The 26,147-nt window shown below is 58.6% G+C and carries 27 protein-coding genes; 20 read left to right on the top strand and 7 right to left on the bottom strand.

Annotated elements, in window-relative coordinates:
• The first annotated feature begins 26 nt into the window (after nucleotides 1-26).
• The 8 genes from AC53L6_RS01965 (at nucleotide 27) to AC53L6_RS01930 (ending at nucleotide 5,866) form a co-directional block, all read left to right on the top strand.
• Nucleotides 27-1,961, top strand: a complete 1,935-nt coding sequence (locus AC53L6_RS01965) for an AAA family ATPase (protein WP_496906605.1) — start codon at nucleotides 27-29, stop codon at nucleotides 1,959-1,961.
• A complete protein-coding gene (locus AC53L6_RS01960; protein ID WP_496906604.1) occupies nucleotides 1,958-2,416 on the top strand; it encodes a hypothetical protein in 459 nt (152 codons plus the stop codon). The genes AC53L6_RS01965 and AC53L6_RS01960 overlap by 4 nt, the downstream gene beginning before the upstream one ends.
• Before the next feature lie 241 nt (nucleotides 2,417-2,657).
• A complete protein-coding gene (locus tag AC53L6_RS01955) occupies nucleotides 2,658-3,026 on the top strand; it encodes a hypothetical protein (RefSeq protein ID WP_496906603.1) in 369 nt (122 codons plus the stop codon).
• Nucleotides 3,026-3,319: a hypothetical protein gene (locus tag AC53L6_RS01950; protein WP_496906602.1), complete on the top strand. Its 294-nt coding sequence runs from the start codon at nucleotides 3,026-3,028 to the stop codon at nucleotides 3,317-3,319. The genes AC53L6_RS01955 and AC53L6_RS01950 overlap by 1 nt, the downstream gene beginning before the upstream one ends.
• Complete coding sequence (locus AC53L6_RS01945) at nucleotides 3,316-3,612, top strand: hypothetical protein (RefSeq protein WP_299207840.1); 297 nt, start codon at nucleotides 3,316-3,318, stop codon at nucleotides 3,610-3,612. The genes AC53L6_RS01950 and AC53L6_RS01945 overlap by 4 nt, the downstream gene beginning before the upstream one ends.
• Nucleotides 3,609-4,940: a DUF6638 family protein gene (locus tag AC53L6_RS01940; protein ID WP_496906601.1), complete on the top strand. Its 1,332-nt coding sequence runs from the start codon at nucleotides 3,609-3,611 to the stop codon at nucleotides 4,938-4,940. The genes AC53L6_RS01945 and AC53L6_RS01940 overlap by 4 nt, the downstream gene beginning before the upstream one ends.
• A 4-nt stretch (nucleotides 4,941-4,944) precedes the next feature.
• Nucleotides 4,945-5,208, top strand: a complete 264-nt coding sequence (locus tag AC53L6_RS01935) for a hypothetical protein (RefSeq protein WP_366523101.1) — start codon at nucleotides 4,945-4,947, stop codon at nucleotides 5,206-5,208.
• Nucleotides 5,209-5,218: 10 nt separating this feature from the next.
• Nucleotides 5,219-5,866 (top strand): DUF1523 family protein, encoded by a 648-nt coding sequence (locus AC53L6_RS01930; RefSeq protein WP_299207836.1) that lies wholly within the window; start codon nucleotides 5,219-5,221, stop codon nucleotides 5,864-5,866.
• Between the two features lie 84 nt (nucleotides 5,867-5,950).
• Here AC53L6_RS01930 and AC53L6_RS01925 read toward each other — a convergent pair whose 3' ends face one another.
• Nucleotides 5,951-7,069, bottom strand: coding sequence for a THUMP domain-containing class I SAM-dependent RNA methyltransferase (locus AC53L6_RS01925; RefSeq protein ID WP_496906600.1), 1,119 nt, complete (start codon nucleotides 7,067-7,069; stop codon nucleotides 5,951-5,953).
• 51 nt (nucleotides 7,070-7,120) lie between these two features.
• Complete coding sequence (locus tag AC53L6_RS01920; RefSeq protein WP_299771091.1) at nucleotides 7,121-8,698, bottom strand: DUF5928 domain-containing protein; 1,578 nt, start codon at nucleotides 8,696-8,698, stop codon at nucleotides 7,121-7,123.
• Between the two features lie 140 nt (nucleotides 8,699-8,838).
• On the opposite strand from AC53L6_RS01920, the gene AC53L6_RS01915 reads away from it, so the two are divergent.
• The 3 genes from AC53L6_RS01915 (at nucleotide 8,839) to AC53L6_RS01905 (ending at nucleotide 11,591) form a co-directional block, all read left to right on the top strand.
• Complete coding sequence (locus tag AC53L6_RS01915) at nucleotides 8,839-9,657, top strand: sulfotransferase family protein (protein ID WP_299771093.1); 819 nt, start codon at nucleotides 8,839-8,841, stop codon at nucleotides 9,655-9,657.
• Between the two features lie 103 nt (nucleotides 9,658-9,760).
• Nucleotides 9,761-10,144, top strand: coding sequence for a hypothetical protein (locus AC53L6_RS01910; protein WP_299600001.1), 384 nt, complete (start codon nucleotides 9,761-9,763; stop codon nucleotides 10,142-10,144).
• 43 nt (nucleotides 10,145-10,187) lie between these two features.
• Entirely contained in the window at nucleotides 10,188-11,591 is a 1,404-nt protein-coding gene (locus AC53L6_RS01905; RefSeq protein ID WP_496906599.1) for a PepSY-associated TM helix domain-containing protein, read from the top strand.
• Nucleotides 11,592-11,642: 51 nt separating this feature from the next.
• On the opposite strand, the gene AC53L6_RS01900 is transcribed toward AC53L6_RS01905, so the two are convergent.
• Nucleotides 11,643-12,314 (bottom strand): SGNH/GDSL hydrolase family protein, encoded by a 672-nt coding sequence (locus tag AC53L6_RS01900; protein WP_496906598.1) that lies wholly within the window; start codon nucleotides 12,312-12,314, stop codon nucleotides 11,643-11,645.
• A gap of 114 nt (nucleotides 12,315-12,428) precedes the next feature.
• On the opposite strand from AC53L6_RS01900, the gene smpB reads away from it, so the two are divergent.
• The 4 genes from smpB to AC53L6_RS01880 all read left to right on the top strand — a co-directional run bounded on the left by smpB (nucleotide 12,429) and on the right by AC53L6_RS01880 (nucleotide 15,429).
• Complete coding sequence (smpB, locus tag AC53L6_RS01895) at nucleotides 12,429-12,905, top strand: SsrA-binding protein SmpB (RefSeq protein ID WP_299207814.1); 477 nt, start codon at nucleotides 12,429-12,431, stop codon at nucleotides 12,903-12,905.
• 145 nt (nucleotides 12,906-13,050) lie between these two features.
• Nucleotides 13,051-13,320 carry a hypothetical protein gene (locus tag AC53L6_RS01890; RefSeq protein ID WP_299744727.1) on the top strand — a complete coding sequence of 90 codons (270 nt, stop codon included), beginning with the start codon at nucleotides 13,051-13,053 and terminating at the stop codon, nucleotides 13,318-13,320.
• Between the two features lie 73 nt (nucleotides 13,321-13,393).
• Nucleotides 13,394-14,248, top strand: a complete 855-nt coding sequence (gene sseA, locus AC53L6_RS01885; protein ID WP_496906597.1) for a 3-mercaptopyruvate sulfurtransferase — start codon at nucleotides 13,394-13,396, stop codon at nucleotides 14,246-14,248.
• Nucleotides 14,248-15,429, top strand: a complete 1,182-nt coding sequence (locus AC53L6_RS01880; protein ID WP_496906596.1) for an amino acid aminotransferase — start codon at nucleotides 14,248-14,250, stop codon at nucleotides 15,427-15,429. Before sseA ends, AC53L6_RS01880 begins: the two co-directional genes overlap by 1 nt.
• Nucleotides 15,430-15,750: 321 nt before the next feature.
• Here the strand turns inward: AC53L6_RS01880 and AC53L6_RS01875 are convergent, their stop codons facing one another.
• From AC53L6_RS01875 to AC53L6_RS01865, 3 genes are all read right to left on the bottom strand, one after another.
• Nucleotides 15,751-17,088: a hypothetical protein gene (locus AC53L6_RS01875; protein ID WP_496906595.1), complete on the bottom strand. Its 1,338-nt coding sequence runs from the start codon at nucleotides 17,086-17,088 to the stop codon at nucleotides 15,751-15,753.
• Nucleotides 17,089-17,689: 601 nt separating this feature from the next.
• Complete coding sequence (locus AC53L6_RS01870) at nucleotides 17,690-18,625, bottom strand: nuclear transport factor 2 family protein (protein WP_496906983.1); 936 nt, start codon at nucleotides 18,623-18,625, stop codon at nucleotides 17,690-17,692.
• A gap of 463 nt (nucleotides 18,626-19,088) precedes the next feature.
• Entirely contained in the window at nucleotides 19,089-19,982 is an 894-nt protein-coding gene (locus AC53L6_RS01865) for a LysR family transcriptional regulator (protein ID WP_496906594.1), read from the bottom strand.
• A gap of 116 nt (nucleotides 19,983-20,098) precedes the next feature.
• Between AC53L6_RS01865 and AC53L6_RS01860 the strand changes: the two genes are divergently transcribed.
• Genes AC53L6_RS01860 through AC53L6_RS01850 form a run of 3 tightly spaced genes read left to right on the top strand, consistent with a single transcriptional unit; the run spans nucleotide 20,099 to nucleotide 22,546 of the window.
• The gene (locus AC53L6_RS01860; protein WP_496906593.1) at nucleotides 20,099-21,439 is read left to right on the top strand and encodes a lactonase family protein; all 1,341 of its coding nucleotides are present in this window, start codon (nucleotides 20,099-20,101) and stop codon (nucleotides 21,437-21,439) included.
• Nucleotides 21,440-21,494: 55 nt separating this feature from the next.
• Nucleotides 21,495-21,998, top strand: a complete 504-nt coding sequence (locus AC53L6_RS01855; protein WP_496906592.1) for a cytochrome P460 family protein — start codon at nucleotides 21,495-21,497, stop codon at nucleotides 21,996-21,998.
• Entirely contained in the window at nucleotides 21,995-22,546 is a 552-nt protein-coding gene (locus AC53L6_RS01850) for a cytochrome b (RefSeq protein ID WP_496906591.1), read from the top strand. Before AC53L6_RS01855 ends, AC53L6_RS01850 begins: the two co-directional genes overlap by 4 nt.
• Nucleotides 22,547-22,924: 378 nt before the next feature.
• On the opposite strand, the gene AC53L6_RS01845 is transcribed toward AC53L6_RS01850, so the two are convergent.
• Nucleotides 22,925-23,833 (bottom strand): LysR family transcriptional regulator, encoded by a 909-nt coding sequence (locus AC53L6_RS01845; RefSeq protein ID WP_496906590.1) that lies wholly within the window; start codon nucleotides 23,831-23,833, stop codon nucleotides 22,925-22,927.
• Between the two features lie 255 nt (nucleotides 23,834-24,088).
• Here AC53L6_RS01845 and AC53L6_RS01840 point away from each other — a divergent pair, with 255 nt between their 5' ends.
• Nucleotides 24,089-25,624, top strand: coding sequence for an ABC transporter substrate-binding protein (locus tag AC53L6_RS01840; protein WP_496906589.1), 1,536 nt, complete (start codon nucleotides 24,089-24,091; stop codon nucleotides 25,622-25,624).
• 12 nt (nucleotides 25,625-25,636) lie between these two features.
• Nucleotides 25,637-26,110 carry an ABC transporter permease gene (locus AC53L6_RS01835; RefSeq protein WP_496906588.1) on the top strand — a complete coding sequence of 158 codons (474 nt, stop codon included), beginning with the start codon at nucleotides 25,637-25,639 and terminating at the stop codon, nucleotides 26,108-26,110.
• Nucleotides 26,111-26,147 lie beyond the last annotated feature (37 nt).

Genomic DNA, 26,147 nt, shown 5'->3' with positions numbered 1-26,147 from the left:
CAAGATGAAGAGAGCAGGTCAGTGATATGAGCCAAACGTCTGATCAAATGGAACTGCGTGAGGCCGAGATCACGGCGCACTACCCCATGGCGCTGTCGATGCTGCAGGGCTTTGACCACGCGCCTCGTATCGGCAAAGGAAAGGCTGCACCACAGCAAGAACGCTCTGCGGGCATTGGCACCCGCCGTCGCTTCCGCACCACGACGCCGGGCCTTGTGACGCGCCGCACAGTGCCCACTGGGGCTGTTCAGATGATGGCGACCATTGAAGGGGCCGATGACGATGATGCGCTGATGTCGCCCGTGCAAGCCACGTCGCTGAACGCTCTGCGTCGCGCCATCTCTATCGCGCTTGCAGTGGCGGAGAACTACGCTTCGGTCTCGGGGCTTGGGGACTTGAAGCGCGCTAACCTCGAAGGGGCGCTATCCGCCGCCCGCAAGACTGAGTTTGCCGAGTTGCTGGCCGCAGAAGCGCTCATTACCCTTTACGTCTTTGGAAACGCCACCGCCTACCTGCTCTCCGCCCACCAGACCGAAGTCACGGCAGAAGTCGGCGAGGTCGAGGAGATCCTCACCGACAACGGCCAGACCGCCCTGCACGGGGCCCTCTGGGAACTTGATCAGGACATCGCCACGCACGCCCCCGACGATACGCACCTTGTCGCCACCATCACCGCCTTTGCCGAGGCGCTGATGGAAAAGGTCTCCCTGCGCGCCCAGAACGCCCCGCGCCTTGCCCCGTTCACCGGTGCCAGCTGGCACGTGGAGGCCGATGACTTCACCGTCCAGGGCTTCACCCCCGCGACCAAGGCCAAGACCCAGACCCTTACCATGACCTTTAAAAAACCGCATGAGGTCGTGGGCAATCACATCGCCAAATACCAGGCCATGAAGCTCGCCAAGATGCTGATGGCCTATGATTTCGACCGGCGGCTTAACCCCTTTGCCGAACTGGGCGGCTTCATCTTCACCTTCATGGGGGACGGCGCGCCCGGGACGGGTAAGACCACGCTGATCCAGATGATGGCCGGGCTGATCAACGACTATTGCAGCGTCGCGGGCTATGCCTTCCGCTACCAGAACCTGAGCACCGACAACATCGACAGCTATCAGGGCAAGTCGGGCCAGAACGCCAAGGCGTTCATCAACAATGTCATCGACCCGAACGTCATCGGCTTCGGCACCATCGACGACATCGACCAGCTTGCGGGCAAGCGCGGCGACCGGCAGTCATCGGCCGGGCAACTCGAAATCACCGCTGTGCTGATGGAAAGCTTTGCCGGGGCCAACACCGTCGTGCGCGGCAATTGCACCTTCGGTATGTTCTCGAACTACCCCGAGAATGTGGACGACGCCTTGCGCCAGCGGGCGGGCGCGCGGTTCCTGGTGGACGGGCCGCAAACGCGCGAAGACTACATCGACATCCTTGCGCTCCTGATGGGCAAGAACCACGACATCCCCATGGGCGCGCACGAACTGTTCTCGGCCCAAGAGATCAAAAAGGCCGTCGCCGCCAGTTTCGACAGCCACTCCCGCCCGCATGAACCGGGGCTGATGGAGGTTTTTGACCGCGTGCATTCGGATATCGGCGCGTTGGACACGATTGCCAAGCTGGGGACGTATCTGAAGGGCATTCAGCAAGCGGACGAGCGGTTTACGGGCCGTGCGATCAAGAACATCACGGATGCGGTGAAGGTCCGCGCCATGGATTTCGAACTGCCCGATGAGTGGATGGAGGAGCCGGAGCTGTTCCTGTTCAAAGCCTATGACGAAAAGAAAGCGATGATCGAAGAGCTGCGCGTGCCGATCACGGTCGACATGGTGGTGCAGGAAATCAACCGCTACGCAGATTCCGAGTTCCGGTACGCGGACAAGTCGGATGAAGTGGCGATCGAGGCGATGGTGCGTGATTTCGGAAGGCAGGAAGAAGCGAAGAAGCGGTATTTGGGAGGGAAGGGGTGATTGAGGAAATCAACGCGTGGATTGTGAGCAACCAAGCGCTTGTTATTTCTGTTGGAATTCCCTGTCTCACACTTTTGGTGACCTGCTTGGTATCAAATGCTCAATCTAGTCGTGAAGAAAAAAGAGCTAGTGAGAACCGGTTACTCGAGCGAGACGTACAGTTGGCTAGCATGATGAATGAGCGAAATGCTCAATTGAGGGAGGCATTTTCAAATTTCATAACTCTCGCAGGCCAACAAGAGGATTCGATGGAGGCAATTGCAGCGATGAATCGAGTGTTGATGTTTGTGAGCGACCAAGAAAAATCCAAGGAGCTACAATCAATAATGCTGGAGAGTATCACGGGATCCGAAGATGAACGGGCGAAAGAGTTGTCCCTTATTTTGTCAGAATCGCAAGCGTTCTTGAGAGTTCGATGGGACCACGTCAAAGAAATTCTCGAAAGCAGCAAGTGAATACTATGTTGCTTGAAGTAATGCGTGACACAAACCGGGACGTGCCCGACCTCGGGTGGGCGCGCGCTGCAGACATGCTGGGCGGGGCAAGAGAAGCATGTATTTCGACCGTTCGGCACGTGACATCACCAATGCGCCCTCCCGGGGGGGAGGTCGGGCGCGGCCCGGCGATGCCGGGCACCTACAGTTCACATGATGCACCGGTTTCGCAGCGTTCGAGCTTTGCATGTGAGGCTGCCATATGATCTCCGACAGCATCACCTTCTGGAACACAGGCTTGCCGCTTTTGATTGCGGGTGTGCTGGGCTGGTTGGTGCCGCGTTTCATAGCACCGTCTGACACGCGCTCACATCTCAAGGTGATGATCGCTATCGCCGTATCGGCGGCCGTACTCGTCTTCCTTTCCGCAGGTCTTTTTGCTGCTCTACAACCCGACAAATTCGCCCGTACAGCCGAAATGGGCGGCCTTTTCCTTGCAATCGAGATTGCGGTCCGTGGCTCGCTCTTGTTCGCAGTGGCATGGTTGCCGATCATACTGCTCTGCTGGTTGAACCTCGCACAGCGGGTCGAACAGTGGCGGGGCAAGGACATGGCAGAAAGGGAAAGCTGATGCTGCTGATCATCATAACCATTGCCGCCCTCATCCTCGGCTCCGTCCTCCCCCTCCGCTGGAGCGTCTTCGGCTTCCTCGCCGCCGCAGCGCTCCTGTTCCTCACCCAAGCCGCCATCCACACCGCCATGGGCTTCGAAGGCACGCCGCTCTCCGAAACCATGCTGCTCTTCAACAACTCCTGGCCTGCTTATATCGGCTACAACCTCCAGATCACCTTCCGCAGCTTCGCCCTGCCGCTTCTGGCCCTCGCGACACCGCTGATCTTCCGTCTGGGCAGGGCCGCGCCATGATCATCACAGGCATCATCGCCATGGGCCTTGTCGTGGCCGCCGCATGGGTCCTGCCTGCGATGCTCAAACGTGCACTCCCGCTGCCCGACTTCCTGTTTGGCATGTTCTGCACCAGCATCATCATCGGTATCGCGGCTGTCCTCGTGCTTGTTATCCAAGCCATGGGCCTGCCGCTCCCCATCCTCGGCCCAAGCGGGGAAGCCGGGTTTGCCAACGCGCTCCTGTCGCTGTCGATGCCCAGCGTCGGCGTGCTGGTTGTGCGGCTTGCGCAACTCAGAAGGGACCGCTCATGATCCGCCTCATTCAACGTGGCCTGATGTTCGGCAACCTGTTCTATGTGGCCTCGCCCGCGCTGGTCGAACGGTACAACCGCGCGCTTGAATATCTGACGGGCAAGCGCACGGGGCTCAACGATTTCTACATCGACATCTCCGGCTACTCGCCCGAGGTCGGCAACGAGTTGGGAGATCCGCTCTACCTCAACCACAATGGGGTCAACCGGCAGTTCATCCTGCTTTCGACCGAGCAACGCAAATGCCCGCTGCTTGATGCGAAATTCTCCACCTCGCATGGCATCCTCAAACGGTTCATCGCGGAAAACGAGGCCGCCCTCTTTGCCCTCACCGCCCGCGATGCCGTGGCGGGCGAACTGATCAACACGGTCTACGATATCAGCCACCCCGCTCGGCTCTTTGACCTGCGCGCCATCACGGTCGAGGCGGACACGACCCGCGGCACAGTGCGCAATGCCGACAGGCTTGCGGGCAAGGTCGACAGGTTCCTAAGCGAAGACGACGCGTGGTTCGATGATGTGCTGATCGGTGAGATGATCCAGCTTGCCGGGCAAACGGGCGATGTCACGCGCAACCCGGTCAAGCTGAAACCGCTGAAGATGGACAAGGGCAACTTCTGGACCGCGCATTTCGGCGGGCTCTATATCTTCCAGACGCTCGACCATCCGGCCACCATCGCAGCGGGGGACAAGCCCGAAGGCGTGCCGACCAAGTACACATTCGACCTGACCGACCGGAACCGGATCGCCAAATTCCTCGAATACAACGATCTGGTTGAACCGGTCGTGAAGGCGCGCGGCATCAACGGGGCTGCAATCCTGCGGCAGAAGATGGACTTCATTCTGGTCTCGACCGTGACAGAGGTGGGCGTGGATCTGGCTGGAACAAGCCGGCGTGACATGCGCAGGCTGGCCCGCGAACATGCGCACCTGCTGCCGGATGAATTCCGCGGGTTGGCCGATCTGGTCAACTGGGCAGAGAACGGGGGCAAGTGGCCCCGGATCAGTTCGGACCATCCCGCCTATTTCTACACGCTGCGTGCCGCCGACACGCCGGATGCCGATCTGGTGAACATGCTGCTGGCCGAGCTTTGCCCGCGCGACGTGCGCCAGCTCTTTATCTGCCACAAGCAGGCGTTCTATGCCGCCTATGGCACATGGCCCGAGGCGAAAAAGGAATATGTCGCGCAATATCTCGAAGCCGAGTACAAGGCCGACAAGGTTGGCGCGCGGCAGGCTTTGTTTGGTCACGACGCGCCCATGGACCCGGCCCCACAGCCCCGCGACCTGATCGCGCGGGTTGGCCCCTGGGGCGCGGTGAGGAGGTAAGATTATGGTATTGGCCCGACTGTTCCTGATCGCGTTTGTCGTGCTGACGGTGATCTATGTCTGTCTGTCGCTCTACTCGCGGGCGCGGGCGCGCGACCGGCTGGAAGAGGAATGGGATACCGGCGACAAGCCCGGCCCGCGCGAGGCCTACGTGCAAGACGGGCTGGCCGACTACAATGGATCGCTCAGGCGCAAGCTGATCCTCGGGGTCTATATCGTGCCGATCTTCCTTGTGGGGTTGATCATCTATCTTGTGAATTTCGCCTGAAGGGGACGTTATGCGTTACATCGGCTGGACATTACTGATTGCCTTCTGGGTCGTGGTGGGGGCGTTCCTGCACTACACGCTGCCCCAGCGTGACATCGTGCGGATCGTGAACACCTATGAAGAACGGCAAGAGCTGGGGGACTGGACGCGCATGTTCTGGTCCCGGCCCGACACGCAGTCCGACGGGCTGATCAACCGCGATGTGCAGTTCATCCAGACGGTACGCGCCAACGGGCGGCCCATGGTGTACCGGAACGAGGATACAGGCTGGAGCTGGCCGCCCTATTTCAAGTTCGATACCTCGAACCTCTATACCGAGGCGGCGGATTCCGTTTCGACCCGGGATGCACCGGAATGGTACCTGCTGACGCACTATGGATGGCGGAACGAATTTCTCACGATTTTCCCCAACGCCATATCCCTGCGCCAGATCGAGGGGCCGGATGCGTCCAAGGGTATTCCGTGGGTCAATATCCTCGTCCTGATGGTCATCGCTGCGATTTTCTACGCGATCTGGGTGCGCTGGCGGCGCTTCCGCAGGTCACGGATCGATCCGCGACTGGAAGAGATTCAAGACAGCTGGGAAGCGGCAGGCGATGCCGTGTCTGAGCGGCGCGGACGCATCCGGCGCTGGCTGGACACGTGGAAATCGAAATAGGGCGGAGGACACCTCCGCCTGACAGGTGAAATGCCCCGTAAGGTGGATCTCGATCCGCCGCGCCCGGCGCAGGATACCTGCGCCTTACGGCAAAGGTCCGGTGCGCCACAGCTTCACCCGCAACCCGCCATGGGCGATGCTTGGTCCTTCGGGTTCAAACGGCAAACCGGTTGCTTTCGCCAATGATGCCTCGCTGGTCACAATGCCCACACGCCAGCCCGAAAACCGTTCGGCCAGCACCTGTCCCAACCGGCCATAGACCGGGTAAAGCGCCCTTTTGTTGCCGATCCGCGCACCGTAGGGCGGGTTCACGATGCCGAGGCCGGGCGGCCCATCGGGCGGGGATATGTCACCTGCACTGCCTGTCTCAAATTGCACAAGGTCCGCAACACCGGCCCGTTCGGCATTGGCCTGCGCCATCGCGATCACACCCTGATCCCGGTCCGACCCGGTAAGGCGCACCTGTGGTGCGCCCCGCCGCTCAAACGTGCGCACGTCCGACACGGCGCCTGCGTCAAAGCCAACAAGATGTTCAAAGGCAAAACTCCGCGCCCGCCCGGCCTGCAACCCGGCAGCGATCTCTGCGGCTTCGATGACAAAAGTGCCCGATCCGCACATCGGGTCAAAAACCGGCTGCGTCCCGTCATAGCCGCATTGGCGCAGAAACAGCGCAGCCAGCGTCTCGCGCATGGGGGCTTTGCCCACCGCTTCCTTGTGGCCGCGTTTGTGCAAAGGCTCGCCAGACGTATCGACACTGATCGTCACCCGGTTGTCGTCAATGCGTATCTTCAAGGTGACAGGCGCGTCACTTGCCACGGTCATGCCCGCGCCTTCAACCAAAGCCGTTTCAATCCGCTTGGTCGCAGCACCCGCATGATAAATCTTGGATTTGCGCGAGGTCGCAACCTCAACCCGCACAGGCACATCCGGGCGCAACACCTCTGCCCATGGAAACTTGCGGGCCCGCTTGTCCAGCTGGGCCAGATGGAACGCCATGAAGGACCCCATGCGCCACAGCACCCGCGTTGCACCGCGCAGCTCAAGATTGGCGCGCCAAATCTCGGGCCACCCGCCACCGATATGAACGCCACCCGGTGTCACGCCTTGCACATCAAAGCCATGCGCACGCGCCTCGTCGGCAAGCGTATCCTCCATCCCGGGCAAGGTGATGGCAAAGATCGGGGCTGTGGTTTGCGTGGACATGACAGCGTCTATAGGCAAGCGGCCCGGCCAGTGCGACCGCAAAGCCGCAAACTAGTCCGAAAACAGGTAGTCGACAGACGCGATCTCGCGCGCCTTCTCAGGCGGGACGCTCAAAAAGTGAGACAGTGCAGACGCGTTGTCATCCAGATCCGCAATTTCCTGGATCCGATCCAAGTGTTCGAAATTCGCATCGCGGATGCGATCAGACTCGAACGTCATATCGTTGCGGATCGTGGGCAACAATCGTTCCAGGGTTTCCGTGCTTGTCTGTTCTCCGGCAAGCCCCACACGCATGGCATGCCCAATCAGGTAGTCATCGGAAAAAGCGCACTGAACTTCCAGCATCCGCGTGATTGACCGATCGCCCGCAAAGTCCTGCAACAGGTCCAGGTTGCCCGGATCCATGCATACAATCAGGCGATCGGTGTCAAAATAGTCAAACAGCATCCGCATCAACGCACGCCTGTGGCGCGTGCGCTTTTCCAAGGTTGTCTGGATGCCACCAAGATCGGGCAGGGGCGTATGCTCTTCGTTGAACAGATACTCGATCGCAGGAACGTTGGTTGTCACCCGGATGCGTTCGAGCAGCCTCTTGGCGACGTGCCACTTCTTGCAGACGATGATCAGCAGTTCGCGGTTGCGCCCCAAGGTGCTTTCGGTTTCCCAGAACCGGGTCGCAAAACGGCGCCCGATCCGGCCCCGTCCGGTCAGGAACTTGAACAGGCTCGCCCCTTCGTTCGAAATCTGGAACTGCACATTCTCCGCCGCGTACAGCAGGCCAAGGCGGCGTTTCAGATCCCGCGCTTCCGGGCTGATCTTGCGGGCAAACAGGAAATCCTGGCTCAGCAGCAGGTCATAGTGATCGTCATAGAATGTCACCGGCATGCCATAATCCGTGAACATCAGGAAGGTCAGCGTTCGCGTGCGAATTTCGTCCTCCGGCACCACATGGCGCACGATGGTCTGAAAGAACGTCTCGTCCGGGATCCAGGTTGTCCGGAAGAACCGCATCACGTCCTTGCGTTGGCGGGTGAAGTCCAGGACCCATTCGATAGTCCGACGCCGCAGACACCACCACTGGCTGCCGATCTGTACCTGTATGTCGGCCGGAATTTCACGTTTGATCCCAAAGCGTTGCTGTAAATGGTAGCTGGTATAGAACCGCCATTTCTGCGTGCGCTCGTTAAAGAAGTGGCGGTAGATCAACCGCTCTTCCTTCATCCCGGTCTTGATCCAGTCGCTCTCGAAATAGTCGAAGCTCTCGATAAAATCGGCGTCGTTGTCATCAAGGAAGCGGTGGGTGTACTGGGCGGACTTGATTGCCATGCAATCGCCGGACAGCATGTAGAAATGGGTCGCGCGGGGAAACGCCTCAACAGCGCTTTCAACGGCATAGAGTGTGGCTTGGACAAGGCTCCATTCTCCCCACCCGCATTTGATTCGGCGGTTGGCAAAGGCCACGTTGGGATTGTCCTTGAGGGCCGCGCGAATCTTGGCAAACGCCACACCGCTCGCGCGGGCATCAAAGTGGATCGCCATATAGTCGCCCGCAGCCGTCAGGCGTTCGGCCTGCTTGATGATGGCCTCCGGGTCCTTGTGACACAGCAGGATGTAGGCGATTTTTGCCATTCAGGAAACTTTACTGCCTCTTAGCGTGCGATTGTTTACGGTGATAAAGCTAAGGAGAGATTGAATAAACAGGATTTATTTGCTTTTTTGCGCCACAACGCGGGCGGCAAGGATCGCAGCAGGTAAAAAGGGCAAGTGGTATGGGGTTCCCAGGGACCTGGATGACGGAAAGCGAAAGTGTTGTGTATCGCGTGGTGCCGAAATGCGCCTGCTCGACCATCGGGCAGATTATGTTCTACTCGGATCACGGCGAATTCTTTGATGGCGACATTCACGATGCCCAAGGCGGCATGCACAAATGGGCGCTTGAGGCGAGCCAGCCGATCATCACCGACAACGTGAAATCCCATGGTTCCTACGCCTTCACCTGCGTACGCAACCCCTACACCCGCATCCTGTCGTCCTTCTTTGACAAGATCTGCGGCATCCAGCGCAACGGCAAACGCTATCGCGGCAACCTCGTCCCGCTCCTGATCCAGAAATACGGGATCGAGGTCGGGGGCGATGATGGCAAGCAGGAGTTTGACCAGATCCAGTCGTTCCGCCGTTTTCTGCTCTTTGCCCGGGACACGATCCGCTGGCGCCGCCCGATGGAGCCTGACATTCACTGGTCCGCCATGTCGGGCCATGTCAGCACCTTCATCGTGAACGGCGGGCAGTATGACAAGATCATCTGGACCGAGAAGTTCAACGAGGGCATGGAAGAGGTCATGCAGGCCATCGACACGCCCACCAGCGTGAACATCGCCGACATCCCCCGCTTCAACGAAAGCGAAGGGCATGGCCCAAAACGCGCTCACCCGGTCGAGGATTACTTCGACGATCTGTCGATGCATCTGGTCTACGAGATCTACAAACGCGATTTCGAAGTGTTCAAATACGATTTCGAGGATCCGTCCAACAAGATGCCCATAGGCGAGATCGACCTCGACGAAGTGCACAAGAAGCTTGGCGACTGACGGGCGGTAGATTTACGGTTTTGAGCGCTGGACAGCACTGCCGTCGATGACTGCGACAGTTTTGCGTGTAGGCTTTGAACAGACTGCTCTATAAGCGGTGCGCATGAGCGCGCGCCCTTTCAACAACCTGATCTCGCTGGCCCGGGTCGGCCTGCGCGCCGCGATCACACTGCTTTTCATGCTGTTTTCGCTCATCGCGCCCGGCACCATGCCCGAGGCGCAGGCGGGGACAATCACGATGGTGATTTGTACCGGGCTGGACACAACGACTGTCACGCTTGATGCTGATGGCAACCCGGTCGAGGCACAGCACCAGCTCTGCGACTGGGCCGGGCAAGCGACGCTTGACCGTGCGCCCGCCATCGACTTCCCGGCACACGCGGCCCAAATCTCTGCCTTCACGCCGAAACTGACCCGCGTCTCGCAAGCGCTTGCGCAGCTGCGCCCCGACCGCACCCGGCCAAGGGGGCCGCCCGCACACCTCTGACAGACCCAATCCAAAACATTGATCTGACAGAGGAAGTTCCCCAATGGTCTCTATCGACCCAACCCAGGCGCCTGCACAGGCGCAAGACGCGACCGCGTCCTCCAAGCTTTATCGCGCCGCATGGCGCTGGCATTTCTATGCCGGTCTCTACGTCATCCCCTTCTTTGCGATGCTCGCCATCACCGGCATGGCAATGCTCTGGATCGCCTTTGTTGACGGGCGCGACGGCGACCGCATTCCAGTGATCCCGCAAGGGGCAGCGCTGGCCGTTTCCCAACAGGCCGACGCAGCCGTTGCTGCAATACCCGGCGGCGCGCTGCGCCAATACGTGGCGCCCCGCAGTGACGACCGCGCCGCCATCTTCCGCGTGGACGCCGAAGGCGCAGCCACCATGGTGGCCATCGACCCCTATACCGGGGCAGTGCTTGAAACCTTCCCGCGCCGCTCGGGCTGGTATGACTTTGCCGACAATGTGCATGGCACTTTGCTTTTGGGCGTCACCGGCGACCGCATGATCGAGATTGCCGCGTCGCTCGGCATGGTGCTGATCGCCACGGGCCTCTACATGTGGTGGCCCCGTGGCGCCGGCTGGCGCGCGGCGCTTGTCCCATCCTTCGGGCGCGGACGGGCCACCTGGAAATCCCTGCATGGCGTTTTCGGCATCTGGATCTCGATGTTTCTAGTGTTTTTCCTGATCTCCGGCCTCGCCTGGGCAGGCGTCTGGGGCGAAAAGATGGTCCAGGCCTGGAGCCAGTTCCCGGCCGAGAAATGGGACAACGTGCCCTTGTCGGACGACATCCACGCCTCAATGAACCATGGCCCCAAGGAAGTGCCTTGGGCGTTGGAGCAGACGCCCATGCCGGCCTCCGGCAGCCAGGCCGGGATCACGGGGCTGCCCGAAGGGACGCCCGTGACGCTCGACACAGTGGACATGCTGGCCCGCCAGATCGGGTTCGATGCGCGGTATCAGCTGAACCTGCCAAGCGGTGCGGATGGTGTCTGGACCCTGTCGCGCGACAGCATGAGCAATGACAATGAAAACCCCGTGGCGGACCGGACCACGCATATCGACCGGTACACGGGCAAAATCCTCGCCGATGTGCAGTTCGCCGACTACTCGCTGGCGGGCAAGGCCATGGCCGTGGGTATCGCCCTGCACATGGGCACGCTGGGCCTGTGGAGCGTGCTGGCCAACACCCTGATCTGCTTGTCGGTGCTGCTTTTGTGTGTCTCGGGCGTGGTGATGTGGTGGAAACGGCGACCCGGCGGGTTGCGACTGGCCGCGCCCGCGCTGCCACGCGATATGCCGCTTTGGCAGGGGGCCGTGCTTGTGGGGCTTGCCATCTCGCTGGCCTTTCCGATGGCCGGGATCACGCTGTTGACGGTTCTGGCGCTTGACTGGTTGATCCTGTCGCGCATTCCGGCACTGAAACAGGCGTTTTCCTGATCCAACGCGCCTGCCCTGAAACTGCCGGGGCGGGCGCACAACACGTGCGCCTTACCGCATCACGGCCGCAATCCGGGCCGCGATGGCCGCGCTGCCCTTGGGGGAGGGATGAATGCGGTCCGCTGCGTGAAAGCTCAGATCGCCATGGGGCACTAGATCCGCGATCGAGACAAAGGTGATGCCTGCGTCACCCTCTGCCATCCGTGCCAGCCGCGCCTCATAGGCATCGCCGATGTCGCGGCAGTGATCAATCATCGACGGTTGGCCCGGCGTCCGCAGGTAGCCGACATAAATCACCCGCGCGCCATCGGCCCGCGCCCGGCGCACCGTATCCACCACGGTGCCGCTCGTGCCGTCCGCGCTGATCAGCCTGTTCAGCTGGGCGTCGCATTTGCGGCACCCGCAGCCCAGCCATAGGTCATTACCGCCTCCATTCATGATCGCCCAATCCCAGCGACCGACGGCGTATTGGCTGCCGATCCGCAGGCCCAGGCTGCCGCTGATAGGCAGTACATAGTGATAGCGTGCGCCAACGACGGACCGATCCACAACCGTGGCGCTCAACCGCTTTTCCAAAACCGACACGACGGATCGGTTGGATGCTGCGTTCCATGCCAGCAGACTGTCACCCGTGGCGATGATCCGGGCCGCACCTGAGGATGGGACAGGTTCGGCACAGCCCAACAGGGCGGCAAATGCCGCCAGCACCATCCAGACCCGCATACCAATTCTCCGTTTCTTTCCCCGCCGCGAAGCTTATTCGCCCAAATCCCAAGATTCCATGAACTCCTGCAGAGCCCTTGCCTGCACCCGGCCAACCCCCTACATCCATCGCCCATGGCTCAAGGTAAATCAGACCCCAATTACAAGGTGGCCGCCGAAAATCGGCGAGCCCGCTTTGATTACGCGATCGAGGATGACCTCGAATGCGGCATCGTGCTGGAAGGGTCCGAGGTCAAGTCCCTGCGCGCCGGTGGTGCCAACATTGCCGAAAGCTATGCTCATGTGGACAATGGGGAATTGTGGCTGATCAACAGCTACATCGCGCCCTATGACCAGGCCAAATCGTTCAAGCACGAAGAACGCCGCCCCCGAAAGCTGCTGGTCAGCCGCAAGGAACTGTCGAACCTCTGGAACGCCACGCAGCGCAAGGGGATGACGCTGGTGCCCATCGTGCTCTACTTCAACCACAAGGGCCGCGCGAAGCTGAAGATCGGCATCGCCAAGGGCAAGAAGCTGCACGACAAGCGCGACACTTCGGCCAAGCGCGACTGGAATCGCCAGAAGCAGCGCCTGCTCAAGGAACGCGGGTAACGCCATACGTTTCCGTTCAGCCATGGGAAAACTGGCTGTGCTTTCCCCTGATGTGGTCCAGCGAAACTGCGCTATCCCCGTGCCGCCGGTGCGCAAAGGGGGTGCGGGTCGGACCTGGATAAGGCCCCCGCAGGGAAGGGAACACATGGAACTCATTATAGGCCTGATCGCCGGCGCAGTCGGCGGCAACGCTGCGGGCGGTATGCTCAAAAACCTCAATCAGGGGGTTCTGGTCAACTCGCTCAGCGGCATCGTTGGTGGCGGCATCGGCGGCACGGTCCTGTCGATGCTGGGCGGCGATGCCAGCGGTGGCATGGATCTGGCAGGCATCCTGCAACAGGTTGCCGGTGGTGGCATCGGTGGTGGCGCTGTTCTGGCCATCGTGGGGGCCTTGCGCCAGCAACTCGGTCGCTGACGCGCAGGCCTTGCCAATCTGGTCCCTCCGGCGTTAGTCAAAGGCGTTTTTGACCGCCCGGAGGGACTCACCCATGTCTGACGATCCAAAGACGCTTGTATCGACCGATTGGTTGGCAGCGCATCTCAAGGATCCCGACCTGCGGGTGCTGGATGCGTCGTGGTATCTGCCGGATGCAGGTCGCGACGCCCGGGCCGAATACGAGGCGGCCCATATCCCCGGCGCGCGCTTCTTTGACATTGACGAAATCAGCGATGCCCGCTCGGACCTGCCGCATATGGCCCCCCCGCCAGAAAAGTTCATGTCGCGCATGCGGGCCATGGGCGTGGGCGACGGACACCAGGTCGTTGTCTATGACGGTGCTGGTATTCTGAGCGCGCCGCGCGTCTGGTGGCTGTTCCGGCTGATGGGGCATCACGATGTGGCCGTGCTGGATGGTGGTTTGCCGAAATGGCAGGCCGAAGGGCGCCCAATCGAAGACATTGGCCCTGTCATCAAGGACCGGCACCTGACGGCGCGGTTCCAGAACCACCTTGTGCGGGATGTCACGCAGGTCAGCCAGGCGTCCAAGCTGGGCTCGACCCAGGTTGTTGATGCCCGCGCCGCGGCACGTTTTAGCGGCGAGGCGCCAGAGCCGCGCGAAGGTGTGCGGTCCGGGCATGTCCCGGGCTCGCGCAATTTGCCCTATGACACGCTGCTCAACGGTGACAAAACACTGAAATCCCCCACCGAAACGCGCGCCGTTTTTGAAAACGCGGGCGTCGATCTGAACAAACCCATCATCACCACCTGCGGCTCCGGGATCACCGCAGCCATCCTCGCCCTCGCGCTTGAGCGTATGGGGCATGACAGTTGGTCCCTCTATGACGGAAGCTGGGCCGAATGGGGCATGTCGCCCATGGTCCCCGTCGCAACCGGAGACGCCTGATGTTCGAACACCTGACTGCGCAGAAACCCGACGGCATCCTGATGCTGATGCAGATGTATCGCGAGGACCCGCGCGACGCCAAGGTCGACCTTGGGGTCGGCGTCTACAAGGACGCGACAGGCAACACCCCCGTGATGCGCGCGATCAAGGCGGCAGAGCAAAAGCTGTGGGAAATCGAAGACACCAAAAGCTATGTCGGCCTCGCCGGGGCGCCCGACTTCAACGACGCCATGGTGAACCTCGTGCTGGGCACCACCGTGCCGCGCAGTTCGGTCAACTCGGTCGCAACCCCCGGCGGGACGGGTGCCGTGCGGCAGGCGTTTGAACTGATCCGCATGGCCAATGCCGACGCACGTATCTTCGTGTCGAACCCGACCTGGCCGAACCACCTGTCCATCCTCGACTACCTTGGGCTGGAGAAAGTGATGTACCGCTATTTCGATGACGAAACGCGTGGTGTCGATTTCGACGGTATGATCGCCGACCTCAAAACTGCGAAAAAGGGCGATGTGATCCTGCTGCACGGCTGCTGCCACAACCCGACGGGCGCCAATCTGACCGGCCCGCAATGGGATGAGGTGATCAAGGTCCTGCAAGACACCGGCGCGACCCCGATGATCGATATCGCCTACCAGGGGTTTGGCGACGGTCTGGATGTGGACGCAGCCGGTACACGCGCTGTTGCAGCGGCTGTACCCGAATGCCTGATCGCGGCCAGCTGTTCCAAGAACTTCGGGATCTACCGCGAACGTACGGGCATCCTGATGCTTGTGGCCAACGGCACGGACAAGGCGATTGCCCAAGGCACGCTGAACTTCCTCAACCGCCAGAACTACAGCTTCCCGCCCGACCACGGCGCACGTCTGGTGACGATGATCCTGAACGACGACGCCCTGCGCACCGACTGGATGACGGAACTCGAAGACATGCGCCTCGGCATGCTGTCCTTGCGCGAACAACTCGCCAAAGAGCTTGAGACACGTTCCGGCTCTAACCGCTTCGGCTTCCTCGCCCAGCACCGCGGCATGTTCTCACGCCTTGGTGCATCGCCCGAACTGGTGGTCAAGATGCGCGAAGACTCAGGCATCTACATGGTCGGCGACAGCCGCATGAACATCGCGGGGCTAAACGCCGAAACGGTGCCGATCCTCGCCGAAGCCATCGTCAAGGCCGGGGTCTGAGGCGGGGGCAAACAGGCCAACGCAAAGGCGTATGATCTGACGACGCCGCAGAACGGGCCTGCTGTGTTGGGCCCGTTTTCGACAAAGGCCGGCGTTTTCCCGCAACGTGTTTCCATACTGCGTCCACACGCCTGAATTTGAACGCTGCATCGGCTGCAAGACAGTTCTGCGGCGCTGCCGCAGTGCGGGACAAAGCTGCCGTTTGAACGGCTTTCGTCAAGGTCCGCTCTAGGGATCTAGTACCTTATGGAATTCATTGTATAGTGCCTATGCGCTTGTAGGGAGCGGGCACGCCGCTCCCTTCTGTCGTAGACCTACCTCTCAAACGAAACCAAGGATCTCATCACCGTTTGGTGCATCTGTCACATCATAGTCGGTCACAACCAGGCCAGCATAGTGATCCTTTACCACACCGGTATCCTGAGCCCTGAAATCAGCGTGGTCTTGTCCATTTTCTGAATTCGTGATTTCCAAGAGATACTGCGTTTCTTCCACAACCGAGACATCGGCAACGATCATGTGAAACCCATAGTTTACCAGTGTGCCTTCTTCATATGCACCTGCCGGGATCGTGTATGAGTCGCGGACTTCATTTGCGACAGTAAAACTGTTGCTAGTTGTAACCGACTCATTGGTCTCTACAGTGGTTGTGAGTGATGATGACGCACCTATGCCAAGAAACTCGCCGGATGCGCTGAGTTCAAGTGCAACCGAAGAACTGAAGCCAAATTGGACATCTGTGCTGTGTGATTCTTCCTCTCGCAACACCCAAGTCGTTGATGCCTCTCCTTTGCCAATCAGAACTGTCTTCGATTCAGAAGTCGGGATAAGTCTCGTTGGCGTCACTTCAAGGACTGATACGTCGCGGGCGGGATATACAGCTTTCATTTTGTATTCGTCCAAGACTCCATCCAAATTCAGGTCGTATTTGCCCTGAACACTCTCCAGATCGAAATCGCTGGCCTTGGGGGTAACCAACGGCGTGTTGTTGAGGTTCTCAAGTACGCCATTTTTTGTGGTGACATCCGTCAAACCGATGAGGCCATTTGCTTTGATAAGATCGCTTCCAAAGGGACCGGTCATGAAATCTGATGGTTGGACGGCTGCTTTTGCCGCACCGAACTCCGTTTGCACTGTATCGTCCTCGACCGGGTTCACGAAACGTCCAAGCGATGGCAAGTCTTCAGCCTTTGACATTCGCGCGACAACTTCCGCGCCAAAATCACCTTGTGACGCTCTGTCGAATGCATTGTAAAATGCAGCCTCGGCGATTTCCTCGACAAGCGTATCAACCAGTGTTTCTTCTCTAAGATTTGCATCAAGGTAAATCCGGCCATCTTCGGTGGCGGCACCATTGAGTTTTTGCCCATCGGTTGTGCGGAAGTCCTCGACAAGCGTGATGTCCAACTCACTGCCAAGTAGTGCCACAGCGTCTTGGCCCGTGGTCAGATCAGCCGACATTGCTGTGTCGAGCCAAGCGGCGGAATTTGTAAGGGTTCCGATCTGATCTTCGGTCTGCGCGTCCGTGTCGACACCGCGAGCCACCAGTGATTGTTCAAGCGCGGTTTGACTATCCAGTGTTGCCACCGGTTTTTTCGAATTCTCGGTGGACTCGAAGATAAAGTTATCATCGTAAAGACGTATTTGATCGAGTGCCATACTGGTCTCCTAGTTTGAGAGTGCCTTGAGTTTCCGGCCCTCGTCGGTTCGCGCGAAAGTTGAATATCGCTTTCGTACAGGTGCTTGAGGTGACGGGAAGTTGCGCCATCCTTCTTGCACGTGCTGTTATTCAGCAAGTTCGTGCTGATATAGGAAATACGAGTCAGCGCTGAAATGCTGATGCAACAGCGGCTTGTCGTACTGAGCATGAGAATGCTGAGAGCATCAGGAAGGGATGGCTGCAAAATGCCGGGGCTGGTTAGGAGTGATCTGGGGATGGACGCGACCAAAGAATCGCTGAAAGCTTTCAACACGAGCCATCATTCCAAAACCTCAAATCGCGCGTGATCTAGAGGTTTCAAGAACATCCGCTCATCGGGCGCTAGCAGATTTCAAAAACTGAAGCACCCACTCATGCGCATTGCAGCATCGGTCAAACTGGGCTCGCTGCTGACCTCCGCCGCGTTTGGGTCCAGGGTCACCCTGCAGCCCTTAGCCGCCGTTCGGCTTAAGCACTTAGCGACGGGTCCGCGGACCAACCTGCCGTTCGCTGCAGTTGCGCAAATGACCGTTTTCAGGGCTTCTCGTTAGCCTACCGGCCCTAAACTGTGGTGGGCTCCGCGTTCAACAATAGTCGCACCAGAGCTGATTGAGTTCGCACCCCCGTCTTGTCGTAAATGCGTTGCTTGTGCGTCTTTGCCGTATTTGGACTTATGCCTAACGCCTGTGCACCAGTGGCGAGATCATCTCCTTCAATTATGCGTTTGGCCAGTTTTCCTTGGGCTTCAGACAAGGAATAGATCTCTATTGCGACAGCCATTTGCCTTTGCAATCGATCTACGTCGTCTAGAACAATGAGACACTTGCCATCTTTAAGGACTACCCAGCATACGTGCATGAGTCCGTAGTCATCTTGTCCAAGCGCAATACCGCGAGTGACAGCCTCTGCGGTTGAGCAAGGCGAATGCCGGTCGCGGATCTCAGCGATCCAATTTGCAGCTGACAAGAGTTCCGATTGAGCATCACTATCTGTTGTCTGAAGTCTTGCGCCCGAGACGCCCAACTTAGGATGCGTCATAAGTCGCTTTTCCGCAGCATCATTCATCCAAAGTATGACACCGTTTGGATCAATTTCGATCAGCGGTGATACAACGTGATCGACGCGAATTTGATGCCCTGCTATGCAAGCGATCTTCCAGCAGCCCGCGATCTTGTGCAGGACTTTTAGCTCATGGTAACGCCCGGCTAGTTCTCCAAGCTCACCAGCAATTTCACCGACCTGTTCGTATGTAACCCAAGCCATCTCCTGGCTGAGAACGATGTTGACGTTTTCCCGACTTATCGGCGCGCCAACTCGCCCTTTGATGCCCTTTGACATAACACGGCGCATCCGTGCACGAACTTCCGCGCCTTCGACAACGGTGACTCCTGTGCCGACATGACTATGTATCCGACGGATTTCGGGCGTATCGAGCCAGTATTGTTCCCACCGGTCAAAATCGCAACGAAGGTAGGCATCCGTTTCCGCCTCGATCACTTCCAAAACTGCCGCTCTCTGATCAGAGTCGCTTTGCTCCACGTCGATATCCAGTTGTTGTTGAACTCGCGGCCGTCATCCTCGGACCATTGAGATATTCGATCACCTTGCATGCTCGCTTTAACATAGCGTCTGTCATGGCTTTCGCGACCCGGAAGCTTTTCGTCTCCGCACGCGCGTAGTATTCGTCTTCGGACACTATCGCATTGAGTTTTCGGCTTTTGCGAAAGTTTGCCAATAGCAAGGCTTGCAGGTCCATCTGATTGCCCTCGTCAACAGTCTGCTAATGGAGAAGATTATCTAGAATATGTCAGCTAAGCGTCTTGTCATACGGTCGGACGACATGGCCATGTTTTTTCGCAATCATCCGATGGAACGGGTCAGCGGTCAAAGCAATCTGATCTCTACACCTCATCCGCTTTATTCCTAAGGCGATATTGAACACTTCTCCCAAAGCGTGTCGCTAGTCACTCATTTTCAGCGATCTCGCCTCAACGAACTCAACGAAGCCGTCGAGCGCCGGCGATGTCTTCTTTGGGTCGCGAGTGAGGGCCAGCGGTAGCTCTGGCGACTTGCCTTCGATCGGTATGAACGCCACATCGTCGCGGCCCAGCTTTCTCATCGAACCGACTACGAACCCGACGCCGTAGCCTGCACCCACGAGACCTATGGCGGCGATCGAGTTGACGACCTCCTGCCGAATGCGAGGCGAGAAGCCAGCCTGGGTACACATTGTGATGATGCGATCGTAGATAATCGGGCCTGTGTTGCGCTCGACCAAAACGAACTCCTCATCCGCCAGATCTGCGATACGGATGCTCTTCCGGTCGGCGTAGGGATGATCACTAGGCAGCACGCTCACATAGCTGTCCACAGTGATCGGGTGAAACTGAAGGTAGGGCGTTGCGGTAAGGGGATGCACGAAGCCCGCATCGAGCCGCCCGGTCGCGACCCCTTCCTCGATCTCGCCTGAAAGGCCCTCCGTCAGTTCAACGCGAACGTCTGGTTGCAAAAGGGCGTAGCTCCGAAGCAGCTTCGGAACGTCTCCCATGAATGAAACCGGTGTGTAGCCAACACGAAGCTGTCCGGATCGGCCGCTCGCGATGCTCAATGCTGTTTCCCGTACGACGGTCGAACGTTCGAGCAGATGGCATGCGTGTGGAAGGAACTGCCGTCCAGTCTCCAGAAGCGAGACACCGGCGCGCGAGCGGGCGAACAGCCGCATGCCAAGTTCGTCCTCCAAGCGGGCGATCCGGATACTGAAGGCAGGCTGGCTCACGCCGAGTTCCGCAGCAGCGGACCGGAAGTTGAGCGTGCGCGCCAACGTACAGAAAGCTTCAAGACCGCGAAGGTCCATACATGACACCTCCAGCTGATAAATTCAGGTTATCAATTACAATCATATCTTTATTGGAACGGATCAACCCAGCGCCCCATATCCAGCATCAATCCAACAAGTAGAGAAGTCCGTTCATGTCTCCCATACATACTCTCAAACGCACCACCGTAGCCCTTGCGATCGGCCTTCTGGCGTCACAGTCGGTCGTGGCTGCGCAAGACCCGCCTTTCGCAAACACCGACTTGGTCGCGCTCTCTGACGGCGCCATGGTCGCCACAGGCTATATCGACGGCCTGCTTGGGCCTCGCGAGCCAGACCTTCTCAGTGTTCTGAGCCGCGCCGAGGACGGTATGTGGACCCGGAGCGATGTCAACGTGTCCAACTCAGTCGCGACTTGGCCGAATGTGCTTGCCGTGACTGAGGACGGCCGAACCGCCATATCGACCGAACCTTTCGCCCAGCCAGCAGAAGATGCGCGCGAGTTCAGCGAGATCGAGCAAGGCAACACGCTGACGGTCGTCGATCTGTCCGATCGTACCAACCCGACGGTGCGGCAGACAATCGAAGCCGCGGGTCCGCCAACCGCCATCGACATCCATCCGTCCGGCGGCGTGGTCGCGGTGACTTATGCCGCCTTGGGTCAGATTGCTCTCTATCCGCTTGACAACGGACAGCTCGGTGAACCGACCGTGCAAGACCTCGGGATCGAAGACTTGGACAATATCTTCGTGCCGGAGATCAAGTGGCATCCGTCCGGAGAGTTCGCGGCCGTAACGCTTGGTGGCGCTGCGAAGGTCGGTTTTTTCCGATATACAGATGGTGTGCTGGAGCCATGGGGTGCACCGATCTCCACAGCGCCGCTTCCGGGAAAGGGACAGTGGACTACTGACGGGAGACATTTCCTCGTCACAACCATAAACATCACCGGCGATCTCGCACAGCTTGGCTATGGTCGGAGCAGCAGCCTTCTCACAATTGTCCGCTTTGACGATACTGAAGAACCCGACTCCGCGCCGCGTCGCGCCAACGATCGCTCACCGACCTACGACAGTGATCCTGTTCAGCATGCAGTCGCTGCCGTCGTCCCTTTCGGGATGGGCTATGTTGAGAATTTCGCGATCTCTCCGGACGGTACGCATGTCGTCGGTTTGAACATGGTCGCATCCTGGCTGCCGAGGGATCATCCCGGTTACACGGATTATAGCGAGTTGACGGTCCTCGCAATCGGGGAAGAAATAGGCGCGGTCGAGGTGAAGGGCTCTACACGTTTGCCGGACGTGACCCTGCCGCAAGGCATCGTCTTTGACGATGATGGACGTCACGTTGCGGTCACGAGCTACCAGGGACCGGATGCCGGACCAGGGCAGATAGAGTTCTGGTCTTTCACACCTGATGCCGATGAGCCGTTCGCCCGGGTCGGCGATGCGATACCGGCGCCGCGCGGCGTACACTTCCTCACGAAGGTCGCACGCTGACAAAAAAGCGCGCCCGGTCAGTTCCTGGTCGGACGCAACCCAAGAGGAGGGCTCAATGAGCCGAACACTCATCACAATTGCGGCAGCGGCGATCGGAATGGCCGCTTTCGGCGCCACGAGCCTTCCGGAGACAGACCGTTATGGCGAGGCTTACGTTGCTTATGCCCAGGTCGATCGCCCGAATGGCACCTATCGCAGAATGCTCGTGACACCCGAGACGCTCACTGCAGTGCGCCCGGGCGAGCCGCTCCCAGATGGCACGCGCATTCTGATGGAGTCCTATTACTCGCCGGGTGAAGTCGGGACTGTATTCCACAAGCAAAGGGTGGACGGCCGATGGCAATACGGGTCCTTCTCTGGCGCAGGCGAACCGCGTTTCGAAACACGGCCGCAAGCCTCGTGCCTGTCGTGCCACGCGACAGCGGCCGCGACGGACTTCACTTTCACGCGCCCGTCACTGGACTTCGCGTCCCAAGGTGGTCTATCGAATTTCGTATGTAATCGCAGTGGACGGTCGCCTTGTGATCCACATGTCTACATCAACGGTGCTACGCGTTGAGCTTTTCGACTGAGAGACATTTAGATCGACATGGGGACGCAGTGCGTTGGCTGCATTGGCTGACCGTCGCCCTCGTATCTGTACAATTCGCTTTAGCCGGACTGAACGCTTGGCTTTATGAGCCGAGACCCATCCTCGCGGAAGCGCTGGTTCAAGCCCATATCTCTTCTGGTGCCGTTCTCCTGGCTCTGACAATCATACGTATCGCAGTGCGTACCTTCGGTGATAGTGTTCTTACAAGCAGTTCGATCGGACAGTGGGTCGCGGGAGCCGTGCAGCTATGTCTATACTTCTGTTTGCTTGTTCTTCCGGTTTCAGGCTACGTTCGTCTCGCCGCATTGGGTTTCCCCATCGAATTATTTGGTGTAATCACCCTTCCCACTCTGTCGTTAGCACCGGAGCTTTCGTTACGGGCTGGAGCCGCGCACAACGCCGTCGCAATCATGTTGATGGCCGCGATACTGGTCCATGTTGTCGGCGCTCTACTTCACCGCCGACTGACTGGGGAACATGTCATGCACCGGATCGGCCTCGGACCGAGCAGGTGATGTGCCTCCCTAGTGCGCCACGGTTGCACGAAATGCTCCTTGCTTGAGCCAAGTCGCTCAGCCGCAGAAGCAGCCCTGCTCACCAGCTGCAGCATCGGCCTAAATGGGCTCAAATCAGACCTCAGAGGCGACTCAGCATGATGTGACATGGTCCCTCGTCAACGTTGGGTTGTCGTCGTAGGAGGGCATGGCGGATCGGAGGATCAGTCATGGAAACACCACACTTAGCCACGCCGTAGCTATCGGACGGAAATTCGCCTTCCGAACGCACCATCCCATGTCACAAGGGCAACTATTTTAAAAAGATGAAGGTGACAATTCAGCCTGTATAGAGACGCTTGTGATAGACCGCACCTACTTGAGCGGCCACTTGATTATTCAAGCGCCTGATTGCCGACATAAGACTTCCCATGCAGCCTCCACAAGGTCGCTGCGGGTTGCGCGTAACTTATAGACAGAGATCGTCACAACCGGTGCAAGGTCAGCGCCTTCCATCTCGATCAGTGAACCTGCTTTGAGATCCTGCCGAACAAGCCGTTCTGGCAACCATGCGACGCCCGTGCCATCCAGTGCGACACGTCGGAGACTTTCGCTAAGCGGACTTTCAAAGACCTTGCGGAAACTGCATTGCAACCTTGGTAAAACAGGCTGCACGATCCGATCGGAAAAAGAGAAACTGCTATATGCCAATAGAGGGATCGGCTTCTGCGCTTCGATCCAATCACGAGGCAGCGTTGCCCGCAGTGACGGAGACATTACGGGGATCAATCGGTCAGCGTCGATCTGACGAATTTCGATCTGGCTTAAGGCATCAGCGTCCAGAACCGTATCGCCGGTGTCATAGGTCAGCAAAACATCGGCAACGCCCGTCAAAAGGGCCTCAAAATACTGCTCTACTCCTTGGACAGAGGGGAGAATCGATATTGAAGCCTCCGGGTTTTCGCGCACAAAATCGCGGACGATTGGGGGAAGAAAGCTGATCGAAAGAGTGTGCAGCGTAACGATGCGAACGGAGGTCTTGTCCTGCGCATGCATCAGTCGCAAATCCTGACGCGACAGGTTGATATCAGCGATAAGCGCCTGCGCTTTTGGTAAGAACTCCTCTCCCGCAGAGGTCAATTGCACAGGGAAAGAGGAACGGTCAAAGAGCGTGACACCCAGCCAATACTCAAGCGCTCGAATACGTCTGGAGTAAGCGGGCTGCGTGACATGCCGCTCTTCTGCGGCACGGCTGAAATTTCCGGTTCGCACGAGTGCTGCAAAATCTTCGAGCCATTTCAACTCCATGTCATGATCATCCCAAGCAAGCGGGGCCAACGCGTTTGAACATGGTTTTGATTGGACCCGACCCGTTGCCAGTACAACTTCAGCACACGCGACCCCTTTTCCGTCCGTTTTTCGTTGCGATGAATCGACCCTGACATGGCCCCAGCTGCCAATGCAAAAAAAGCATAACTATCCACGGCAATGGTATTGGACAGTTAGGGCGTCGCCCGCGTCTCATGTTGACCTAATGATAATCAACAACAGGGATCGAATGACATGAACCTCAAGCCCTTCCTATTGTGCATGACATTAACGCTCATGGCGACACCACCCGTCGTGGCTTCTCCGCAGGATGACACCCTCATCGTCGCGTTTCCCCGCGAAATCAACACCACTGATGGGCTCTATAACACCCGGCGGGAGAACGATATTCTGGGCCTGCTCATTGATGACGCGCTGTATTACGTTGATCCCGAAACACAAAAGCCGGTGCCGCTGTCCGCGCAGTCGCATGAGTTCGTGAATGACACGACGCTTGTCGTGACCCTGCGCGATGACGTGACCTTTCATGACGGCAGCCAGATGACATCCGCCGACGTGGTCTATTCGTTCAATCACATTCTGGATGAAACGACCGAGACCCGGTTCCATGCCCGCATTGATCGCTGGCTGGACAATGTTGAAGCGCTGGACGAACGCCGGGTCCAGTTCAACATGAAGTATCCCTACGCAATGGTCCTTTATGACTTCTCATACTACACCAAGATCCGCAAAGAAGGCTCTTATGAGGTCGACGGTGCGACAGTGCCCGACGCACAGCGCGAGCTGGCGCTGGGATCCGGACCATATCGCGTTCTGGAGTACATTCCGGGCCAGCAGGTCACCATCGAGCTCTATGAGGGGTACCGTCCCGACAGCCCGAAATCTGTCGCATCCATCCAGAACATGACCATTCGCATCATCGGTGACTATTCGACTCAAGCAGCTGAAGTCATGGCGGGCGGTGTCCATTGGGCGTTCAACGTGCCCACCGACATCGCCGAGAATGTTGGGAATTCAGGTCGAGCGCAGTTTGTGGCGGGCCCGTCTATGCGGGTGGGTTATGTGGCGTTGGACGCGGCCGGTCGGTCTGATCCCGACGGTCCGATGACCGATATCCGCGTGCGTCGCGCTTTGAACCACGCGATAGATCGCCAGGCGATCGTCGATAACATCGTGCGGGGAAGCTCTGCGCCACTTGTCACACCTTGCCAGCCGATCCAGTTCGGGTGCGACGAGAGCGCAGCTGTTACCTATGACTATGATCCCGATGGTGCCCGCGCCCTATTGGCCGAAGCAGGCTACCCTGACGGGTTCGATATGGTCCTGACCGCGTCGCGCGACAGGGATGTCATGGAGGCGTTGGTCGGCTATTGGAACGCGATCGGCCTGAACGCGCGGCTTGACTATCTCAGAAGCGTTGCAACGCCCCGGAACGCTGGTGAACTGATGGCTTTCTATGGCTCGTCCGGCTCGTTCTCTATTCCGGACGCCGGGGCGATCATGCCCGACCGTTTCATCACAGATCAGGCCCGTGTGTACACCGGGGACGACACACTGTCAGAGCTGGTCGCATCGACCAACAGCACCTATGATCAGGATCTGCGCCAAGAACGCTTTCGTGAGTCAATCGCAATGATCACTGATCAGGCCTATTGGGTCCCTGTTCACAAGTATTCGCAGAACTTCCTGCTCTCCAATGACATCGAATATGTGCAACCCGAAGACGGAATGCCACGCTTGTTCATGGTGCGATGGAAGCATGCCAACTAGGGTCTGATCATCGTGCTTGAATATGTTCTCAGAAGATGCGGGCTTGCGCTTGCAGTGGGGTTTGCCATCAGTCTGGTGGCATTCCTCCTTTTGAACTTTGCCACTGATCCTGCAGTGACCATCGCCGGAGAAGAGGCAACGACAGAAGAGATTGAGCGGCTTAGAAAGCTTTATGGGTTCGACCGACCTTTGCACGTTCAATACTACGACTGGCTGGTCAGCTTCTTCAGCGGGGATTTTGGTCAGAGCGTGCATTGGCGTGTGCCCGTGGGCGAGCTGGTTGCACGGCATTTTCCCGTCACCCTGCTTTTAGCGGGTATGTCGCTCACGGTGACGATTGTTGTGGCAGTCCCGCTTGGCGTCCTCGCCGCGATGAACCCGAACACATTGATTGACAGATGTGCGCTCTCCATCGCGGTCGCAGCACAGGCGATCCCGAATTTCTGGCTGGGAATGATGGCAATCCTGTTGCTTGCGGTGATCTAGCCGATCTTCCCTGTATCGGGCAACAATACGATCTGGC

Source organism: Tateyamaria sp. LSS28, from assembly GCF_059611725.1.
The sequence above is the reverse complement of the archived record's forward strand: the minus strand, read 5'-3'. Positions and strand labels throughout refer to the sequence as shown.

Bases quoted from the DNA above. Each gene is read 5' to 3' on its own strand.
- AC53L6_RS01965 (WP_496906605.1), top strand. From the start codon at position 27: ATGAGCCAAACGTCTGATCAAATGGAACTGCGTGAGGCCGAGATCACG.
- AC53L6_RS01955 (WP_496906603.1), top strand. From the start codon at position 2,658: ATGATCTCCGACAGCATCACCTTCTGGAACACAGGCTTGCCGCTTTTG.
- AC53L6_RS01950 (WP_496906602.1), top strand. From the start codon at position 3,026: ATGCTGCTGATCATCATAACCATTGCCGCCCTCATCCTCGGCTCCGTC.
- AC53L6_RS01945 (WP_299207840.1), top strand. From the start codon at position 3,316: ATGATCATCACAGGCATCATCGCCATGGGCCTTGTCGTGGCCGCCGCA.
- AC53L6_RS01940 (WP_496906601.1), top strand. From the start codon at position 3,609: ATGATCCGCCTCATTCAACGTGGCCTGATGTTCGGCAACCTGTTCTAT.
- AC53L6_RS01935 (WP_366523101.1), top strand. From the start codon at position 4,945: ATGGTATTGGCCCGACTGTTCCTGATCGCGTTTGTCGTGCTGACGGTG.
- AC53L6_RS01930 (WP_299207836.1), top strand. From the start codon at position 5,219: ATGCGTTACATCGGCTGGACATTACTGATTGCCTTCTGGGTCGTGGTG.
- AC53L6_RS01925 (WP_496906600.1), bottom strand. From the start codon at position 7,069: ATGTCCACGCAAACCACAGCCCCGATCTTTGCCATCACCTTGCCCGGG.
- AC53L6_RS01920 (WP_299771091.1), bottom strand. From the start codon at position 8,698: ATGGCAAAAATCGCCTACATCCTGCTGTGTCACAAGGACCCGGAGGCC.
- AC53L6_RS01915 (WP_299771093.1), top strand. From the start codon at position 8,839: ATGGGGTTCCCAGGGACCTGGATGACGGAAAGCGAAAGTGTTGTGTAT.
- AC53L6_RS01910 (WP_299600001.1), top strand. From the start codon at position 9,761: ATGAGCGCGCGCCCTTTCAACAACCTGATCTCGCTGGCCCGGGTCGGC.
- AC53L6_RS01905 (WP_496906599.1), top strand. From the start codon at position 10,188: ATGGTCTCTATCGACCCAACCCAGGCGCCTGCACAGGCGCAAGACGCG.
- AC53L6_RS01900 (WP_496906598.1), bottom strand. From the start codon at position 12,314: ATGCGGGTCTGGATGGTGCTGGCGGCATTTGCCGCCCTGTTGGGCTGT.
- smpB (WP_299207814.1), top strand. From the start codon at position 12,429: ATGGCTCAAGGTAAATCAGACCCCAATTACAAGGTGGCCGCCGAAAAT.
- AC53L6_RS01890 (WP_299744727.1), top strand. From the start codon at position 13,051: ATGGAACTCATTATAGGCCTGATCGCCGGCGCAGTCGGCGGCAACGCT.
- sseA (WP_496906597.1), top strand. From the start codon at position 13,394: ATGTCTGACGATCCAAAGACGCTTGTATCGACCGATTGGTTGGCAGCG.
- AC53L6_RS01880 (WP_496906596.1), top strand. From the start codon at position 14,248: ATGTTCGAACACCTGACTGCGCAGAAACCCGACGGCATCCTGATGCTG.
- AC53L6_RS01875 (WP_496906595.1), bottom strand. From the start codon at position 17,088: ATGGCACTCGATCAAATACGTCTTTACGATGATAACTTTATCTTCGAG.
- AC53L6_RS01865 (WP_496906594.1), bottom strand. From the start codon at position 19,982: ATGGACCTTCGCGGTCTTGAAGCTTTCTGTACGTTGGCGCGCACGCTC.
- AC53L6_RS01860 (WP_496906593.1), top strand. From the start codon at position 20,099: ATGTCTCCCATACATACTCTCAAACGCACCACCGTAGCCCTTGCGATC.
- AC53L6_RS01855 (WP_496906592.1), top strand. From the start codon at position 21,495: ATGAGCCGAACACTCATCACAATTGCGGCAGCGGCGATCGGAATGGCC.
- AC53L6_RS01845 (WP_496906590.1), bottom strand. From the start codon at position 23,833: ATGGAGTTGAAATGGCTCGAAGATTTTGCAGCACTCGTGCGAACCGGA.
- AC53L6_RS01840 (WP_496906589.1), top strand. From the start codon at position 24,089: ATGAACCTCAAGCCCTTCCTATTGTGCATGACATTAACGCTCATGGCG.